Source organism: Bacillus sp. S10(2024), assembly GCF_050473865.1.
In the GTDB taxonomy this organism is placed as follows: Bacteria; Bacillota; Bacilli; order Bacillales; family Bacillaceae_G; genus Bacillus_A.
The window spans coordinates 406,625-424,778 of sequence record NZ_JBFLUR010000002.1; the positions used below are offsets into that span (position 1 = coordinate 406,625).

An 18,154-nucleotide genomic window follows, 5' to 3' on the forward strand; every position below is an offset into this window, starting at 1 on the left:
ATATTCTTTGCTTTTATAGCGAACATTGACTACAATTTGGTTGGTGAGAGATCAGGAGATGAAAGGAAGAAGTATATGGAGATAAAAGAAATCTCTGTCCCGCTTCAAGGAGTTGTTGCGGACTATTTAAACCATGAAAAAGACATTCAAGAATGCTTTGATTATCCAATAGCAGAAGAGAGTTTTGTAAGACGTATACAAGATTTACGAAATAGACAGTATCCAAGACAAGAGTTAGTATCACATTTATTACAATATAATCAAAAATTAAATGCAGGAGAAAAAACGCTTCAAAATATTCATGCTTTGTTAGAAGAAGATACATACGTTATTGTAGGGGGACAACAAGCTGGATTGTTAACAGGTCCTCTTTATACAATTCATAAAATTATATCTATTTTACAACTTGCAAAGGAAAAAGAAGCTTCGCTGGGAGTGCGAGTTGTTCCTGTTTTTTGGATTGCTGGAGAAGATCATGACATTGATGAAATTAACCATGCATTCGTTACGAAAAACGGTAAAATAAAAAAGACAATTTTTCATGAGCGTCACCTAAATAAAGCAAGTGCTTCTGAAATGGAGATTTCCATTGAGGATTGTAAACAATGGATCGAAGAAATATTTAAAACATATCCAGAAACAAAACATACAAAGGATGTACTTTGTTTTGTAGAAGAATGTTTACAGCAATCACGCACATATGTTGATTTTTTTGCGCGCTTTATTACAAAACTATTTGCGCATTCCGGTTTAATTCTTGTAGATTCTCATCATCCTATCCTTCGGAATATTGAAATTCCGTTTTTTAAAGAACTACTAGCGCGTTACAAGAATGTACAAGGAGCGCTTAATAATCAGCAGCGTGCATTACATGAGTTAGGATATAAACCGATTATTGAAACAAAACAGAATGTAGTTCATATTTTTATGGAAATGAATGGGGAGCGTCTTTTATTAGAGGAGGAAGAGGGACGTTTTATTTGTAAAGAGGGGATGTATTCGTTTTCGTATGAGGAGATTATAGAACGTATGGAGAGTCATCCTGAACAGTTTAGTAACAATGTTGTTACTCGACCTCTTATGCAAGAATATATGTTTCCAACGCTTGCATTTATTGGTGGTCCAGGGGAAATTGCGTACTGGAGTGAATTGCAGCAAGTATTTCATGCACTGGATTTTCAAATGCCGCCTGTCGTTCCTCGTTTGACAATTAGTTATTTAGAACGTGATATTGAAACTGATTTACGGGATTTGCAGATTCAAGAGAGCGAAGTGTTCCACAAAGGTATTGCTGCATTACGAGAAAAGTGGTTATCTATGCAAGTTGAAGAGCCGATGGATAGTCAATTTATGAATGCATCTGAACAAATTGGAGCAATTCATACATCTTTACAGCAATTTGTTCAAAAAGTGAGTCCAGGTCTTCGAAATTTTGCGAAGAAAAATGAGTTGAAAATTATGCAACAACTTGAATTGTTAGAGAGGACACTTCAAGCTGATTTAGAGAGAAAGCATGAAGTGCAGCTTAATAAATTCCGGAGAATTGAACACTCATTACAGCCATTAGGTGCGCCGCAAGAACGGATATGGAATATTTGTTATTATTTAAACGACTACGGTCTTGATTTTGTAGAGCGAGTCATGAAACAACCTTTTCAGTGGAATGGAAAACATCATATTATTAAATTATAAAATCTTGCTCTTGAGAGCAGGATTTTATTTTATTTTGTGGAATTACCTGTAAAATAAATTTATTTATTTATTGACTTTGTGAAATGTAAAGAATATGGATTGAAAGTAGTCTGTTTCTGAAGAACAGCACTTTTTTGCTAAAATGAAACAAAAAGAAGCGGATTATTATCTTTTTTCGACATGTTTTTATGAAATTTCCCGAAAAAGATGATAAAATTTAGTATATAATAAGATAAGACTATTATTTAGTAGGAAGTTGAATTCTTACTAATTACAAACCTCACCAATCGAACTCTTATGGGAAATGATTTCAATTCTTTATCGTTTTTGGAATTGACTTTTAAAGAGGAATAAACAGATGATTCAAGAGGATTATTTTGCAAAAAAGTAGGTGCAACTATGTTTAAACATGTAACAGTGCTTTTAAAAGAAACAGTAGACGGCTTAGAAATTAAACCAAACGGAACATATGTAGATTGTACGTTAGGAGGTGGCGGGCATAGTGCTTATTTACTATCTCAACTTTCTGAAGAAGGAAGACTAATTGCATTTGATCAAGATGAGGTTGCAATTCAAAATGCGCAAGAAAAATTCTCTTCTTATGACGGCCAATTTATAGCTGTGAAAAGTAACTTTCGCTATTTAAAGGAAAAGTTATTTGAATTAGGAATAACGGAAGTAGATGGTATTTTATTTGATTTAGGTGTTTCTTCCCCACAATTAGATACGCCAGAACGTGGATTTAGTTATCACCACGATGCTCCGCTTGATATGCGCATGGATCAAGATGCCCCACTAACAGCATATGACGTTGTAAATAGTTGGTCATATGAACAACTTGTAAGAATCTTTTTTCAATATGGTGAAGAGAAGTTTTCAAAGCAAATTGTAAGGAAAATTGAAGCGTACCGCGAAAAACAACCAATTGAAACAACCGGAGAACTAGTGGAGTTAATTAAAGAAGGGATTCCAGCTCCAGCAAGGCGGACTGGAGGGCATCCTGCGAAGCGAGTATTTCAGGCAATTCGTATAGCAGTTAATGATGAATTGAAGGTATTTGAGGAAGCGTTGGAAGCGGCGATTGACGTAACGAAAACAGGTGGCCGAATTAGTGTGATTACATTCCACTCGTTAGAAGATCGGATTTGTAAAACGACATTTAAAAGAAACAGTACAACACCACAGCTTCCACCAGGATTGCCAATTATTCCTGATGAATACAAGCCGAAGTTAAAACTAATTACAAGAAAGCCGATTTTGCCTTCTGATGAAGAGTTAGAAGAAAATAATCGAGCACGTTCTTCGAAGCTACGAATTGCTGAAAAATTATAAAAAGGAGAGAGAGGTATGACAAATTTAGCTGTTAAGTATAAAAAGCAACAAGTAGAAGTACAATCTCAAGCTCCGCAGCAAGTAGTACAGCCGGCTATAAAAACAAGAATTACAAGACTTGAAAAATTATTGTATGTTGCATTTATTGGTTTTTTACTATATGCATGCGTGGCTTTTATTGGTAATAAAGCGGCGTTATATGAAGCTGATGCTAAAGTAACAGACATGGAAAGCAATCTTATAAAACAACAAAAAGAAATTAAAGAGTTACAAGCGGAAACTGAAAAGCTAACACGTTATGATCGCATTGCAGAAGTCGCCAAAAAGCATGGATTTGAAATTAATGCGAAAAATGTAAAAGGCTTAAATTAATACAATAGGTGTGAAGAAAAGATGAATATACGTAAATTTCATACTAACAAAGGAGCAGGATTCTTCATTAAGGTGTTTCTCCTGCTCTTTTTTCTGTTGTTAGCACGCTTTCTTTATATTCAAGCAACAAAAACAGTGCATGGAGTAGATTTAAAGCCAATTGCAGAGCAAAAACATAGTAAAGATGGAGTACTTGAAGCAAATCGAGGTACGATTTACGATCAAAATGGTTACGTACTTGCCCAAGATACAAATTCATATAAGATGGTTGCTGCACTTAAAGGGCAAAAGTATGTGAAAGACAAAGAAGATGCTGCAGAGAAAATATCGAAAGTACTTGAAGTTGATAAAAATGAAATTTTACAGTATTTAAATAAAGATGCTGAACAAGTAGAGTTTGGAAAGATTGGAAAAAACATAACGAAAGAAAAGAAAGATCAAATTTATAATCTGAAGATAGATGGAATATCTTTTGTTACAGAAAAAGCAAGAATATATCCGAATGGAGATTTTGCATCTTACATACTTGGATTTGCAAAACCAAATGATGAAGGAATTGCAGAAGGGAAATTTGGACTTGAACAAAGCTTAGATAAATATTTACGAGCTTCTAACGGAAGTATGAAGTATACAGGAGATACAAAAGGTATCGCGTTAGAAGGCGGAAAACAGTCTATGAAGCCGCCTAAAAATGGAGATAATGTATATTTAACAATCGACCAACGGATTCAAGGTTTTCTAGAAGATGCGATGGAAGAGGCAGAAAAACATTATGAGCCGTCTATGTTAATTGGAGTCGTAGCAGATCCGAAAACAGGAAAGATTTTAGCGATGTCTAGCAGACCGAGTTTTGATCCGAATAAACGAGATATTCAATACTTTTTAAATGATCCGATTGCAAACGCTTATGAACCAGGTTCAACGATGAAAATTTTTACGTTGGCGTCTGCTATTAATGAGGGTGTATATAACGGACAAGATTACTATCAATCTGGTAGATACAAAGTCGGGAATGAGGAAATTAAAGACCATAATGGCGGTGCAGGATGGGGTTCTATTACGTTTGATGAAGGTGTTGAGCGTTCATCGAACGTTGCTTTTGCTATTTTAGGAAATGAAAAGTTAGGACCTGATCGTTTCCGTCAATATATTCATAAGTTTGGTCTAGATGAAAAAACAGGTATTGATTTACCTGGAGAAGGCGAAAATACAATTTTATTTGATAAGAAAATCCAACAAGTAACAACAGCATTTGGACAAGGGTCTACTGTAACTCCGATTCAACTTGTACAAGCAGCTACTGCAATTGCTAACGATGGGAAAATGATGAAACCCTATGTGATTGATCAGATTGTAGATCCGATGGATGATAAATTTGTCTTGAAACACCGTCCAGAGGAAGTAGGAAAACCAGTTACAAAAGAGACTGCAACACAAGTTAGGCAACTGTTAGAACGAGTTGTAACATCGCCCAAAGGGACTGGAACGATGTATAAACTCGATGGCTATTCCGTTGGTGGTAAAACAGGAACAGCACAAATTCCAGATGGAAAAGGCGGTTATATGACAGGGAAAAATAATTATATTTTCTCTTTCCTTGGTATGGCACCAATGGATGATCCACAGCTTGTCGTATATTTAGCAATTAAACAGCCTAAATTGAAAGACAATGAAAATGGTGCACAGCCGTTATCTGAAATGTTTAAATCTGTTACGAAAAATAGTTTGGAGTATTTAAAAATTAAGCCGAATGAAATAAAAGATGTGAAAAAACAAGTAAACCAGCAGCAAGCTACCATTCCAAATGTAACGGGTAAAACAATGGAAGAAGCAAAAGGAATATTGGAAAAGGAAAAATTCCGACCTGTAGTTTTAGGAGAGGAGAAAGTCGGACAACAAGTGCCAAAAGCGAATGAAAAAACGTTAACGGGTGATCGGGTATTTTTAGTAGGAAATCAACCGAAAATGCCGAATATTAATGGTTGGGCACTTCGTGATGTGATGAATTTAGCGAAAATATTAAATCTTGATTTGAAGCTTTCTGGTACAGGTTATGTAACAGAGCAAAGTGTCGCTGAAGGTACTCCTTTACAAGAAAGAACACAGGTAGAAGTAAAACTCGAACCCCCTCTTGAACCGCAGCAAGAAGCAGAGCAGCAACCAAATAAGAAGGAAAAGAAAGAGGGAACGTAACATAGGCAAAGTGAGTGTACGGGTTCTAATGAAACAAGTACAAGCATATATTGGAACAAGCTAGGCGTAAAGGAGGCTTGTTCCAATATGCGTGTATCAAATGTAACAGTAAGAAAAAGACTTATTTTTGTGCTGATTTTTGGTATACTTATTTTTACAATTATTGATATTCGTCTTGGATATGTGCAGTTTTTTCTTGGTAATATGTTAACAGATCGTGCGAAAGATTCATGGAGTCGTAATATTACATTTGAACCTGAACGTGGGAAAATTGTAGATCGTAATGGTGTGGAACTTGCAACAAATAAAAGTGCACCAACTGTCTTTGTGGTACCAAGGCAAATTGAAAAACCAGCAGAGACTGCAGAGAAATTAGCTGCAGTTTTAGGTGTGTCGAAAGAAGAGATTTATCAACGCCTCACGAAAAAAGAGTCTATAGTTAGATTAGACAAAGGCGGACGGAAAATTTCTCATGATAAGGCGAAAGAAGTTAGAGCTTTAAGTTTAAAAGGTGTATATATTGCTGAAGATTCAATTCGATACTATCCGTTTGGTAAGTATTTATCACATGTGCTTGGGTTTGCTGGGAGTGATAATCAAGGACTTATGGGACTGGAGTCATATTATGATAAAGAATTAAATGGTGACAAAGGATATGTCCGCTTTTTTGCTGATGCGAAAGGACAACGCATGCCGAACATTGGCGATGATTATAAAGAACCTGGTGACGGCTTGAATTTAAAGTTGACAATTGATGCGCGTATTCAGACAATTATGGAGAGAGAATTAAACATAGCAGAGTCTACGTATCATCCAGATGGAATCATCGCGATTGCTATGAATCCAAATAACGGTGAAATATTAGGTATGTCCAGTCGTCCGAGTTTTGATCCAACAGATTTCAAAAGTGTTTCACCAGAAGTGTTTAACCGAAATCTTCCAGTCTGGAGTACATATGAACCAGGGTCCACATTTAAAATTATTACACTTGCAGCTGCTTTAAATGAAAAATTAGTAGACTTGGAGAAAGATACGTTTTATGATGATGGAGCGGCAGAAGTTGGCGGTGCAAGATTGCGTTGTTGGAAAGCGGGAGGACATGGAAGCCAAACCTTTTTAGAGGTTGTTCAAAACTCTTGTAACCCAGGTTTTATAGAACTTGGAGACCGTTTAGGAAAAGAAAAGCTGTTTCAATATATCCGTGATTTTGGATTTGGACAAAAAACAGGTATTGATTTACAAGGAGAAGGTAGAGGGATTTTATTTGATCTAAAAAGAGTAGGACCTGTTGAACAAGCGACTACAGCGTTTGGTCAAGGAGTCTCTGTTACCCCGATTCAACAGGTAGCAGCAGTAGCGGCTGCTGTAAATGGAGGCACGTTATATCAGCCTTATATTGCGAAAGAATTCTTAGATCCAACTACGAACAAAGTAATTAGTAAAAAAACGCCAGTTGCAAAGAAACAAGTTATTTCCAAGGAAACTTCTGAAAAGGTACGTTATGCACTTGAGAATGTTGTTGCGAAAGGTTCAGGTAACAAAGCATATATTGATGGATATCGTGTTGGAGGGAAAACTGGTACAGCACAAAAAGTAAAAGATGGAAAATATTTAGATAACAACTATATCGTATCATTTATTGGGTTTGCACCAGCGGATGATCCACAAGTTGTTGTATATGTTGCTGTAGATAATCCAAAGGGAGTTACACAATTTGGCGGAGTTGTTGCTGCACCAATCGTTGGGAATATTCTTCGGGATGTTTTACCGGTTATGGGAGTAGAGCCTAGAAAAGAGCAAATTGAAAAGAAATTAACTTGGGATGAGACGCCTTTAGTAGAAGTCCCTAATATAGTAGGGATGGATCGAAAGGAACTACAAAGTCAACTTGTTGACCTACAAATTGATGCCAGCGGTGATGGAAACAAAGTGGTTGAACAGTCTCCAAAACCAGGTACGAAAGTAAAAGCAGGATCCAAGGTTCGAATATATTTTAATAAGTAAGTATGAAGACATGTGTGTACGATATAATAACACTCAACAAACTATATAAATACAAGTTGAAAAAACGACATAAAAGCCTCTCCTTTAAGGGAGAACGAGAGCACCTGACCGTGCATAGAAGCGGTAAGGTCCTTATCCTGCTACATCCGAGATTGAAAACAAAGGGAGCAAGCAAGTGCAGGTCATGTGTTGTTTTGCAAAGCAGAGGCTGATATGTCGAAAAATTTAAACATATTTATATATATAGATATAAATAAAGTGGCATAAAAACCCCTTTCCTCTTAGGGAGGGACGAGAGCATCTAGCCGTGCATAGAAGCGGTAAGGTCCTTATCCCACATCCGAGATTGAAAACAAAGGGAGCAAGCAAGTGTAGGTTATGTGTTGTTTTGCATAGTAATGATCTATATGCTGAAAAATCAAAATGGCTTTATATAGTAGTGAGTTGTTGGGTTCACACTGTCTGTTGGGTAAATATATGACGTTCTTATGTATGGAGCGTTTTGAACGCATCCATTTATAAGAGGTAAATAAAGAGTAGAGAGGATTTAAAGAAATGAAGTTGCATACACTCGTATCAAGTTTGCATGATTTTCCAGTCATTCCAAAAGAAAATCCAGAAATTACATCTATTGAAGCAGATTCACGTAAAGTGACAACTGGAAGTTTATTTGTATGTATAAAAGGTTTTACGGTTGATAGTCATGAATTTGCTATGCAAGCAGCCGCGCAAGGTGCGGCTGCTATTGTTGCGGAAAGGCCTATTGATGTTGACGTTCCAGTTGTACTTGTTAAAGATACAATACGTTCTTTAGCGGTGTTAGCTGATTATTTTTATGGACAGCCGACCCAAAAGTTACACTTAATTGGAATTACAGGTACAAATGGAAAGACAACAACATCGCATATAATGAACGAAATTATGCGCGCACATGGACATAAAACAGGACTAATTGGAACAATTAATATGAAAATAGGTGATGAAACGTATGAGGTGAAAAACACAACACCTGATGCATTAACATTACAAAAAACGTTCGCTAAAATGGTCGAACAGAATGTAAATAGCGCTGTTATGGAAGTATCTTCACATGCTTTGCATCTTGGAAGAGTGCATGGATGTGACTATGATGTAGCGGTGTTTACAAACTTAACGCAAGATCATTTAGATTATCATAAAACGATGGAAGAGTATAAATATGCAAAAGGATTGCTATTTGCACAGCTTGGTAATAGCTATCATCATAATCGTGTAAAGTACGCCGTATTAAATAATGACGATGCTGCAGCAATAGACTATACGAAAAATACAGCAGCAACAGTAATTACGTATGGGATTGATACAAAAAGTGATATTATGGCAAAAAACATTGAGATGACAAGTGCAGGTACGGCGTTTACACTCGTAACTCCAAGTGAAAGTATCGATATTACGATGAAATTAATTGGGAAGTTTAATGTATATAATGTATTAGCTGCAACAGCTGCATGTCTAATTTCTGGTGTAGCGCTGCAAACAATTATCGATGTTGTGAAAGAATTAAAAGGTGTGCCTGGCCGCTTTGAAGTTGTTGATAGAGGGCAAGATTTTACTGTCATTGTCGATTATGCACATACACCAGATAGTTTAGAAAATGTATTGTTGACAACGAAACAATTTGCAAAAGGAAATGTGTATTGCATTGTTGGTTGTGGCGGGGACCGGGATCGTACGAAACGACCAATTATGGCCAGTGTTGCAACGGAATATGCAACGCACGCGATCTATACATCGGATAATCCACGCAGCGAACAGCCGCAAGCAATTCTTGATGATATGATTGAAGGTATAAAAGGAAATAATTATGAAGTAATTGTTGATCGAAAAGAAGCGATATTTCATGCTGTATCAGAGGCAAAAGATGGAGACATTATTGTAATTGCGGGTAAAGGTCATGAGACATACCAAATTATAGGTACAGAAGTATATCATTTTGACGATCGCGAAGTTGCTGGAGAGGCAATTGTAAAACGTTTAAGCATGAAAGAATAACAACAAGAGAGGGGGACTAAATATGCTTGAACAAGGATTATTAATTACAGTAGGGGTGGCATTTTTAATTTCGGTTGCGTTGTCACCAATTTTCATTCCATTTTTACGTCGTTTAAAGTTTGGACAGAGCATTCGTGATGAAGGACCAAAATCACATCAAAAGAAATCGGGAACACCGACCATGGGCGGAATTGTTATTTTTATTTCAATTATGATTACATCTATTATTATGATGTTTAAGTTTCAAAAGGGTGCTGAGATGTACTTATTGCTACTTGTTACATTTGGTTATGGGTTAATCGGATTTTTAGATGATTACATTAAAGTTGTTAAAAAAAGAAATCTTGGTCTAACATCAAAACAAAAATTAGTAGGACAATTTATTATTGCGGTAGCTTTCTTTATCATTGCAAAAGGACAAGGATTTGACACACATTTAATGATTCCAGGGACGGAAATTAAGTTTGACTTACATTGGGCGTACTTTATTCTTGTGCTCTTTATGTTGATAGGAGCTTCAAACGCAGTGAACCTAACAGATGGTTTAGATGGATTATTAGCAGGAACAGCTGCCATCGCATTTGGTGCGTATAGTATTATTGCGTTTGCTCAGGAACATTATACAATTGCTATTTTTTGTATGGCAGTTGTGGGAGCTGTATTAGGATTTTTAGTATTTAATGCTCATCCAGCAAAAGTATTTATGGGAGACACAGGGTCTTTAGCCCTTGGTGGTGCTTTAGCGGCTGTTTCCATTTTAACGAAAACAGAATTATTATTAGTTATCATTGGTGGAATGTTTGTTATTGAGACACTCTCTGTTATTATTCAAGTTGTGTCGTTTAAAACGCGAGGAAAGCGTGTATTCAAAATGAGTCCGCTTCATCACCACTATGAATTATGTGGTTGGTCAGAATGGCGAGTGGTTGTAACATTCTGGTCAGTCGGACTTTTATTTGCAATGTTAGGAATTTATATCGGAGTGTGGATGTAATTGAAAACGATAACTGACTATCAAAATAAAAATGTTCTTGTATTAGGTATGGCAAAAAGCGGCTTTGCTGCAGCTGTTTTATTAAAGAAACTGGGTGCAAATGTGATTATAAATGATAGCAAACCGCTAGCTGAAAATCCGTTAGCGACAGAATTGCAAAATCAAGGTATGGAAGTTATATGCGGCGGTCATCCTTTAGAATTGTTAGAAAAAAATATTTCTGTCGTTGTAAAAAATCCAGGGATTCCGTATTCGAATCCGTTACTTGTAGCAGCAAAAGAAAAAAATATTCCGATTGTAACAGAGGTAGAATTGGCGTATCGCATTTCGGAAGCTCCGTTTATTGGGATTACAGGATCGAACGGGAAAACAACGACCACAACATTAACATTTGAAATGTTAAAAGAAGGAGAAAAACATCCTGTTATTGCTGGAAATATTGGCACGGTAGCATGTGAGGTTGCACAAGGTGTAACGAAACAAGAAGTGGTTGTAACAGAACTTTCTTCTTTTCAATTAATGGGTATTGAAACATTTCAACCGAAGATAGCAGTGTTGTTAAACTTATTTGAAGCACACTTAGATTATCATGGTACGAAGGAAGAATACGGTTTAGCAAAAGCGAATATTTTTAGAAATCAAACTGGAAATGACTATAGCATCATTAATGCTGACGATGAAGAAGTAATGATGTTGTCTGAGAAAAGTAAAGGAGAAAAGGTGTACTTTTCTACGACAAAAATAATTGAAGAAGGTGCTTGTGTAAAAGACGGTGCTCTTTACTTCAAAGGTGAAAAAGTGATTGATGTTCAAGATATCGTATTGCCGGGGAAACATAATTTAGAAAATATCCTAGCTGCTATGAGTACTGCGAAGCTCATGGGGGTTGCAAATGAAGCGATTATAACAGTTTTAAAACGGTTTACAGGTGTAAAGCATCGTTTAGAATATGTAACGACGATTCAAAACCGTAAGTTTTATAATGATTCGAAAGCAACAAATATGCTAGCGACAGAAAAAGCATTGTCTGCATTTACGAACCCAGTCATTTTATTAGCTGGTGGACTAGATCGTGGGAATGAATTTGACGATTTAATTCCATACTTTGAGCATGTGAAGGCGTTATTTACATTTGGACAAACTGCACCAAAGCTTGTCAAAGCTGCAGAAAAGGCTGGAATGAAAGTTATTAAATGTGTCGATAATGTGGAACAAGCGGTGCAAGAAGCGTTTGCTTTGTCTGAAGAAGGAGATGTAATTCTCTTATCTCCTGCATGTGCAAGTTGGGATCAATTTAAAACATTTGAAGAAAGAGGAGACATGTTTATACAGGCTGTGCATAAGCTAGTATAAAGTGAAAGAATCATCAGTGGATTATTTCTACTGATGATTCTTTTATAGGTAGGATAATGTGGAATTTCTATTAGTGGGAGATCTCAGCATCTACTGATGGAAACTTAACAGGCAGTTATTTCGCACATATCTTCTTTGATTTTGCACATTTTTGAGGTGGGAATCATGCTGCTAGATGGCTGAATAAATGGGCTTCGGTTGTGAAAAAAGTATGCTTAACGAAAAGCTGCATTCAAAGAGGTGATACTCATTGCCAACAAAGAAGACTCCTGACTTTATTCTTATTATTGTAACATTGTTGCTTTTAACAGTAGGGATGGTGATGGTGTACAGCGCTAGTGCTGTATGGGCTTCGTATAAAATGGGAGATTCATTCTTTTTTGCAAAGCGTCAATTGTTATTTGCTGGGATTGGTGTTGTTGCTATGTTTTTCATCATGAAGATTGATTATTGGGTGTGGCGTACATATTCCAAATTAATTTTACTTATCTGTTTTGTTCTCCTTATTTTAGTTTTGATTCCTGGCATTGGACTGGTGCGCGGCGGAGCACGAAGTTGGATTGGGATAGGAGCATTTTCTATTCAGCCTTCTGAGTTTATGAAGTTTGCGATGATTATTTTTTTAGCGAAATTTTTATCAGAAAAGCAAAAAATGATTACATCTTTTAAAAGGGGATTACTTCCCTCGCTTAGCTTTGTGTTTGTAGCATTTGGTATGATTATGCTGCAACCAGATTTGGGAACAGGAACTGTAATGGTTGGAACTTGTATTGTTATGATTTTTGTTTCGGGAGCACGGATTTTTCACTTTTCTATGCTAGGACTAATAGGAATAGCAGGATTTGTAGGGCTGATTGCATCAGCACCGTATCGAATAAAACGGATTACATCTTATTTAGATCCATGGTCAGATCCGCTTGGAAGTGGATTTCAAATTATTCAATCGCTACTTGCGATCGGGCCGGGAGGATTATTTGGTCTTGGTCTTGGACAAAGTAGACAAAAATTTCTTTACTTACCAGAGCCGCAAACAGACTTTATTTTTGCCATTCTATCTGAAGAATTAGGTTTTATTGGTGGTTCGTTTGTGTTATTATTATTTAGTCTGTTGTTATGGCGTGGGATTCGTGTAGCGTTAGGAGCGCCAGACTTATACGGTACGTTTTTAGCAGTCGGGATTGTGGCGATGATTGCGATTCAAGTTATGATTAACATCGGTGTTGTAACGGGATTAATGCCAGTTACAGGAATTACCTTACCATTTTTAAGCTATGGTGGGTCCAGCTTGACCCTTATGTTAATGGCGGTTGGAGTGCTACTAAATATAAGTCGTCATTCTCGCTACTAAACCCTGTTTCTATGACAGGGTTTTTCGTATGTAAAAATAGAAATTAAGCGATTGACATATGAACAGCATACAGTAAAATTTACGATCAATAAGGTTAGCTAAACAAATTGTACTATTATCCGCTATTGGCGGGATAATAGAAAAAAGAAGCGGAGGAATAGGCAGTGCGAGTATTAGTCAGTGGTGGCGGGACGGGTGGGCACATTTATCCAGCTCTTGCGTTAATTCGAGAAATCAAAAAAATTCATCCTGAAGCAAGGTTTTTATATATTGGTACAGAAAATGGTTTAGAAAGTAAAATTGTTCGCAAAGCTGGCATACCATTTCAATCTATTGTTATTAGTGGATTTAAGCGGAAATTATCAATGGATAATGTGAAAACGGTGATGCGTTTTGTAAAGGGGGTACAGGATAGTAAACGATATATACGTCGTTTTAATCCAGATGTTGTAATTGGCACAGGTGGTTATGTATGTGGTCCAGTTGTATACGCAGCAGCTAAAATTGGTATTCCAACAATTGTACATGAACAAAATAGTGTACCTGGTGTAACAAATAAATTTTTGAGCCGTTACGTGAATAAAGTAGCGGTGTGTTTTGAAGCGGCAGTAGAACATTTCCCGCAAAATAAAGTTGTGATGACAGGGAATCCTCGTGCTTCAGAAGTGATGAATCAAAATGGTATGAAAGGTAAGCGTTCGGTTGGTTTATCACTTTCAAAAAAATCAGTGTTAATTTTTGGAGGAAGTAGAGGCGCTAGACCAATTAATGATGCGTTTTTAGAGGCAATTGAACAATTTGGTAATAAATCTTATGAAGTATTGTACGTTACAGGTGAAGTGCATTATGATAAAGTAATGGAATTGGTGAAACAAAAAGGGAATCCACACAATGTCATAATTAAGCCGTTTATTGATAACATGCCAGAAGTACTTACTGGAGTGGATCTTGTTGTTTCACGTGCAGGTGCCACAACGTTAGCCGAGTTGACAGCTTTAGGTAAACCAAGTATCTTAATTCCAAGTCCATATGTAACAAACAATCATCAAGAAAAAAATGCTCTTTCTGTCGTTGAGAAAGGAGCAGCGAAGATGCTTCTTGAGAAAGAGTTAACAGGTGAAACACTTCTTGGTGATATTGATGAAATTTTATTGGATGCACAGAAATTACAAAATATGAAACTAGCTGCAAAAGAGTTAGGAATTCCAGATGCAGCAAACAAGTTATTTGAAGTGATGAAAAAACTTGTAGAAAATAACGTAAGGTGAATGCCCTGCATACTACTGTAGTACGGAGATTTAATATGGGGGAGAGCATCATGAAACAATTAGCAAACGAACTTATGGAAGCCAAGGTAGGAAAAGTATTAGAAAATGAACCATTAGCTCGTTATACAACGATGAAAATAGGTGGTCCAGCAGATATTTTAGTAATTCCAAGCAGCGTGGAAGGTGTAGAAAAATCATTAAAGCTTGTGAAGAAGCATGGAACAAAATGGACTGCAATCGGTCGCGGGTCTAATCTGCTTGTATCAGATAACGGAATTGAAGGTGTTGTTATTCGATTAGGAGAGGGTTTGGATCATTTAGAAGTGACAGGAACCAATGTCCGTGTAGGCGGAGGATACCCTCTTATTAAGCTTTCAACTTTACTAAGCCGTCAAGGACTCGCTGGATTAGAGTTTGCTAGTGGAATCCCAGGAAGTGTAGGCGGAGCCGTTTATATGAATGCAGGTGCCCATAAATCAGATATATCTGAAATTTTGAAGAGTGCTCGTGTGATGTTTGAAGACGGAAAAATTGATTGGTTAACGAAAGAAGAACTAGGATTTTCTTATCGTACATCTGTTTTACAAAAGAAGCGTCCTGGTATTGTACTAGAAGCAGAGTTGCAGTTGAAAGAAGGAAATCGTGACGAAATTATTGGGATTATGCAAAAAAATAAAGATTATCGTCGTGATACACAACCTTGGAATCATCCTTGTGCAGGAAGTATTTTTAGAAATCCACTACCAAACTATGCTGGTAATCTGGTGGAAAATGCTGGACTACGCGGTTATCAAATTGGTGGTGCGAAAATTTCAGAAATGCATGGGAATTTTATTGTAAATACGGGGACAGCATCAGCTCAAGATGTTCTTGATTTAATTGCTTATGTAAAGAAGACAATAAAAGAACAATTTGGAGTAGATATGCATACTGAAGTAGAAATCATTGGAAGATAACAGTTGTCCGTCCTGCTCTTTATTATTTATGATATAATAATAAGAAGAACGGCATGCATAACATGCCGTTCTTTACGTTACATAGGGGGAGCGTACATGAAGAATAGTAAAGTTATTAAGCTACAAGATCGTGTACCAAAATTAAAAAATCCAAAGAAGAAAAAGCAAGTAAATAAACGATTAATTTTATATGTATCGATTTTATTTTTATTGGTGCTTTTTTTAATTTATTTTCAATCTCCGCTTAGCAATATAAAGAAGATTACAATTCATGGTAATCATTATATGACGGATGAACAAATAATGGAACAATCAGGAATTACATATAAAACAAGCTATTTTCGTGTAATGAGTCATCAAGCGGAAGCGAATTTAAAAGAGCAAGAGGAAATTAAAAATGTCCATGTAAAAAAACAATTTCCAAACAACATTGTTATCGATATTGAGGAATATGTGACAATTGGCTACATTAATAAAGAGGACAAATTATATCCTCTTTTACAAAATGGAAAATCATTAAATGCTCTACCAAATGGGAAGTTGCCAGTTGCTGCACCGATTTTTGTTCCTTTTGAAGAAAAGAAAATGAAAGAATTGATTGCTGAATTAGAAAAGTTAACACCAGCTGTTCTTCGGTCCATTTCAGAAATTCAGTATAAACCAACAGATTTGTATGCGGATCATCTTACACTGTATATGAATGAGGGATACGAAGTAAGTACAGTTATTCAAGACTTCGCAAAACGAATGGAAGCTTATCCTCTTATTATTAAGAACTTGTCGCCAGATAAAAAAGCAATTATCCATCTAGAGGTAGGCGCTTATACTGAATATATAAATTAATAAATAAAAGCGTGGTAAAGAGGCTAATTTGAGTGTAAAATATGTTTTGTTAGAGAAAATAGGAATGTATTCTTGAAAATCATGTGATTATGTCATATTTTTCCCTATTTTCTTTTTTTTAATATATTCTTGGGTTCAAGTTTCACTTTGCTAGAAGTACATCTTAGTGTAGACTTATATTTGGCGACAATCTTTGTAGTTAGAAAAGATTGTTTCAAAAAATAACAGTGATTTGCATAGTACTGTTATAAAAGTGAATGAATGCCAAACAAAAATAAGAAAAATATATTGTTAAAAAAGGGAAACGCATAAATACGTTGAATATTTTTCTTATAACATAGTAAAACAACGATTGTTGTTCCATATATTGGATTTTGTGGTATAAATAAAGAAGGAGGTGCCAAAGAATGAACAGCAATGAAATATATGTTAGTCTTGACATCGGTACATCCAATGTTAAAGTTATTATTGGCGAGATGGTCAATGACGCTTTGAACATTATTGGTGTTGGAAATGTAAAGTCAAATGGTTTGAAAAAGGGCTCCATTGTTGACATAGATGAGACTGTACAATCGATTAAAAAGGCGATTGAACAAGCTGAACGCATGGTAGGAATACACATTGAACGAGTTGTTGTAGGTGTGAATGCAAATCAAGTGCAGCTTCTTCCTTGTCATGGAGTAGTCGCTGTTTCAAATGAAGACCGTGAAATTGGAAATGAAGATGTGCTTCGGGTACTTGATGCAGCACAAGTTGTGTCAATTGCACCAGAGCGCGAATTTATTGATGTGGTACCTCGACAGTTTATAGTAGACGGTCTCGATGAAATTAATGATCCGCGCGGAATGATTGGCGTACGTTTAGAAATGGAAGGTACATTAATTACAGGCTCGAGAACATTGTTACATAATTTACTTCGATGTGTAGAAAAAGCGGGTCTTGAAATAGTTGATATTTGCCTTCAGCCATTAGCAGCATCAGCAGTTGCTTTATCGAACGATGAAAAAAATCGAGGGGTTGCTCTTGTTGACATCGGTGGAGGTTCGACGACATTATCAATTTTCCAGGATGGAGAATTACAAACAACAAGTATATTACCGATTGGCGGAGATCATATAACAAAAGATATCGCTATCGGATTGAAAACATCAACTGAAAATGCCGATCAAATTAAGTTGAAATATGGACATGCTTTTTACGATACAGCATCTGAGGAAGAAATGTTTACTGTTTCCATGATGGGCAGTGATCAAACAGAGCAATATTCTCAATTAGAGCTAGCTGATATCATAGAAGCTCGTGTAGAGGAAATTCTTATGCTTGTACAAGATGAGGTACAAAAACTAGGCATCAAACACTTACCAGCTGGTTATGTACTTACTGGTGGTGTTGTTTCTATGTCTGGTATACTTGATCTTGCAAATGACATTCTACATCAAAATGTTCGTGTTGCAACGCCTGATTATATTGGTGTACGTGAACCACAATATACAATTGGTGTTGGACTTATTAAAAATGCATATCAAAAAGCTAAGTTGCGAGGAAAGAGTGTGCAGGAAAAACAGGAAAACTATGAATTACAGCATACACATGCGCCAATACCTGCTGCAGTGCAACAACCGGCAAAGCAAAAGTCTCGTAATAACAATAATAACAAGAATAACAATGATGACAATAATAACAATGAACGAATGATGTCAAAAGTGAAGCGTGTATTCCGATATTTATGGGATTAGATTTGAACGCGAAAAATGAGGTTCTAGGGGGA

General features: G+C 36.4%; 13 protein-coding genes. All 13 read left to right on the forward strand.

Annotated elements, in window-relative coordinates; translation table 11 throughout:
- The first annotated feature begins 75 nt into the window (after nucleotides 1–75).
- The 13 genes from bshC (at nucleotide 76) to ftsA (ending at nucleotide 18,122) form a co-directional block, all read left to right on the forward strand.
- The gene (gene bshC / locus AB1280_RS02275) at nucleotides 76–1,692 is read left to right on the forward strand and encodes a bacillithiol biosynthesis cysteine-adding enzyme BshC (RefSeq protein ID WP_272188241.1); all 1,617 of its coding nucleotides are present in this window, start codon (nucleotides 76–78) and stop codon (nucleotides 1,690–1,692) included.
- Nucleotides 1,693–2,091: 399 nt separating this feature from the next.
- Nucleotides 2,092–3,024 carry a 16S rRNA (cytosine(1402)-N(4))-methyltransferase RsmH gene (gene rsmH / locus AB1280_RS02280; RefSeq protein ID WP_272188240.1) on the forward strand — a complete coding sequence of 311 codons (933 nt, stop codon included), beginning with the start codon at nucleotides 2,092–2,094 and terminating at the stop codon, nucleotides 3,022–3,024.
- A 15-nt stretch (nucleotides 3,025–3,039) separates the two neighbouring features.
- The gene (gene ftsL, locus AB1280_RS02285; protein ID WP_272188239.1) at nucleotides 3,040–3,396 is read left to right on the forward strand and encodes a cell division protein FtsL; all 357 of its coding nucleotides are present in this window, start codon (nucleotides 3,040–3,042) and stop codon (nucleotides 3,394–3,396) included.
- Nucleotides 3,397–3,417: 21 nt separating this feature from the next.
- On the forward strand, nucleotides 3,418–5,589 hold the full coding sequence (locus AB1280_RS02290) for a penicillin-binding protein (protein ID WP_429754759.1): 2,172 nt from the start codon (nucleotides 3,418–3,420) through the stop codon (nucleotides 5,587–5,589).
- Nucleotides 5,590–5,676: 87 nt separating this feature from the next.
- A complete protein-coding gene (locus tag AB1280_RS02295) occupies nucleotides 5,677–7,593 on the forward strand; it encodes a stage V sporulation protein D (RefSeq protein WP_272188237.1) in 1,917 nt (638 codons plus the stop codon).
- Between the two features lie 555 nt (nucleotides 7,594–8,148).
- A complete protein-coding gene (locus tag AB1280_RS02300; protein ID WP_429754760.1) occupies nucleotides 8,149–9,624 on the forward strand; it encodes a UDP-N-acetylmuramoyl-L-alanyl-D-glutamate--2,6-diaminopimelate ligase in 1,476 nt (491 codons plus the stop codon).
- 22 nt (nucleotides 9,625–9,646) lie between these two features.
- On the forward strand, nucleotides 9,647–10,618 hold the full coding sequence (gene mraY, locus AB1280_RS02305; protein WP_272188235.1) for a phospho-N-acetylmuramoyl-pentapeptide-transferase: 972 nt from the start codon (nucleotides 9,647–9,649) through the stop codon (nucleotides 10,616–10,618).
- Nucleotides 10,619–11,971, forward strand: coding sequence for a UDP-N-acetylmuramoyl-L-alanine--D-glutamate ligase (gene murD / locus AB1280_RS02310; protein WP_429754761.1), 1,353 nt, complete (start codon nucleotides 10,619–10,621; stop codon nucleotides 11,969–11,971).
- Nucleotides 11,972–12,221: 250 nt separating this feature from the next.
- Nucleotides 12,222–13,319, forward strand: coding sequence for a stage V sporulation protein E (gene spoVE, locus AB1280_RS02315; RefSeq protein WP_272188233.1), 1,098 nt, complete (start codon nucleotides 12,222–12,224; stop codon nucleotides 13,317–13,319).
- Between the two features lie 164 nt (nucleotides 13,320–13,483).
- Entirely contained in the window at nucleotides 13,484–14,587 is a 1,104-nt protein-coding gene (gene murG / locus AB1280_RS02320) for an undecaprenyldiphospho-muramoylpentapeptide beta-N-acetylglucosaminyltransferase (RefSeq protein WP_272188232.1), read from the forward strand.
- Between the two features lie 50 nt (nucleotides 14,588–14,637).
- Nucleotides 14,638–15,543: a UDP-N-acetylmuramate dehydrogenase gene (murB, locus tag AB1280_RS02325; protein ID WP_429754762.1), complete on the forward strand. Its 906-nt coding sequence runs from the start codon at nucleotides 14,638–14,640 to the stop codon at nucleotides 15,541–15,543.
- A gap of 96 nt (nucleotides 15,544–15,639) precedes the next feature.
- Nucleotides 15,640–16,386, forward strand: a complete 747-nt coding sequence (locus AB1280_RS02330; protein WP_429754763.1) for a cell division protein FtsQ/DivIB — start codon at nucleotides 15,640–15,642, stop codon at nucleotides 16,384–16,386.
- A 407-nt stretch (nucleotides 16,387–16,793) separates the two neighbouring features.
- The gene (gene ftsA / locus AB1280_RS02335; RefSeq protein WP_429754764.1) at nucleotides 16,794–18,122 is read left to right on the forward strand and encodes a cell division protein FtsA; all 1,329 of its coding nucleotides are present in this window, start codon (nucleotides 16,794–16,796) and stop codon (nucleotides 18,120–18,122) included.
- Nucleotides 18,123–18,154: the final 32 nt, after the last annotated feature.

Bases quoted from the DNA above. Each gene is read 5' to 3' on its own strand.
- bshC (WP_272188241.1), top strand. From the start codon at position 76: ATGGAGATAAAAGAAATCTCTGTCCCGCTTCAAGGAGTTGTTGCGGAC.
- rsmH (WP_272188240.1), top strand. From the start codon at position 2,092: ATGTTTAAACATGTAACAGTGCTTTTAAAAGAAACAGTAGACGGCTTA.
- ftsL (WP_272188239.1), top strand. From the start codon at position 3,040: ATGACAAATTTAGCTGTTAAGTATAAAAAGCAACAAGTAGAAGTACAA.
- AB1280_RS02290 (WP_429754759.1), top strand. From the start codon at position 3,418: ATGAATATACGTAAATTTCATACTAACAAAGGAGCAGGATTCTTCATT.
- AB1280_RS02295 (WP_272188237.1), top strand. From the start codon at position 5,677: ATGCGTGTATCAAATGTAACAGTAAGAAAAAGACTTATTTTTGTGCTG.
- AB1280_RS02300 (WP_429754760.1), top strand. From the start codon at position 8,149: ATGAAGTTGCATACACTCGTATCAAGTTTGCATGATTTTCCAGTCATT.
- mraY (WP_272188235.1), top strand. From the start codon at position 9,647: ATGCTTGAACAAGGATTATTAATTACAGTAGGGGTGGCATTTTTAATT.
- murB (WP_429754762.1), top strand. From the start codon at position 14,638: ATGAAACAATTAGCAAACGAACTTATGGAAGCCAAGGTAGGAAAAGTA.
- AB1280_RS02330 (WP_429754763.1), top strand. From the start codon at position 15,640: ATGAAGAATAGTAAAGTTATTAAGCTACAAGATCGTGTACCAAAATTA.
- ftsA (WP_429754764.1), top strand. From the start codon at position 16,794: ATGAACAGCAATGAAATATATGTTAGTCTTGACATCGGTACATCCAAT.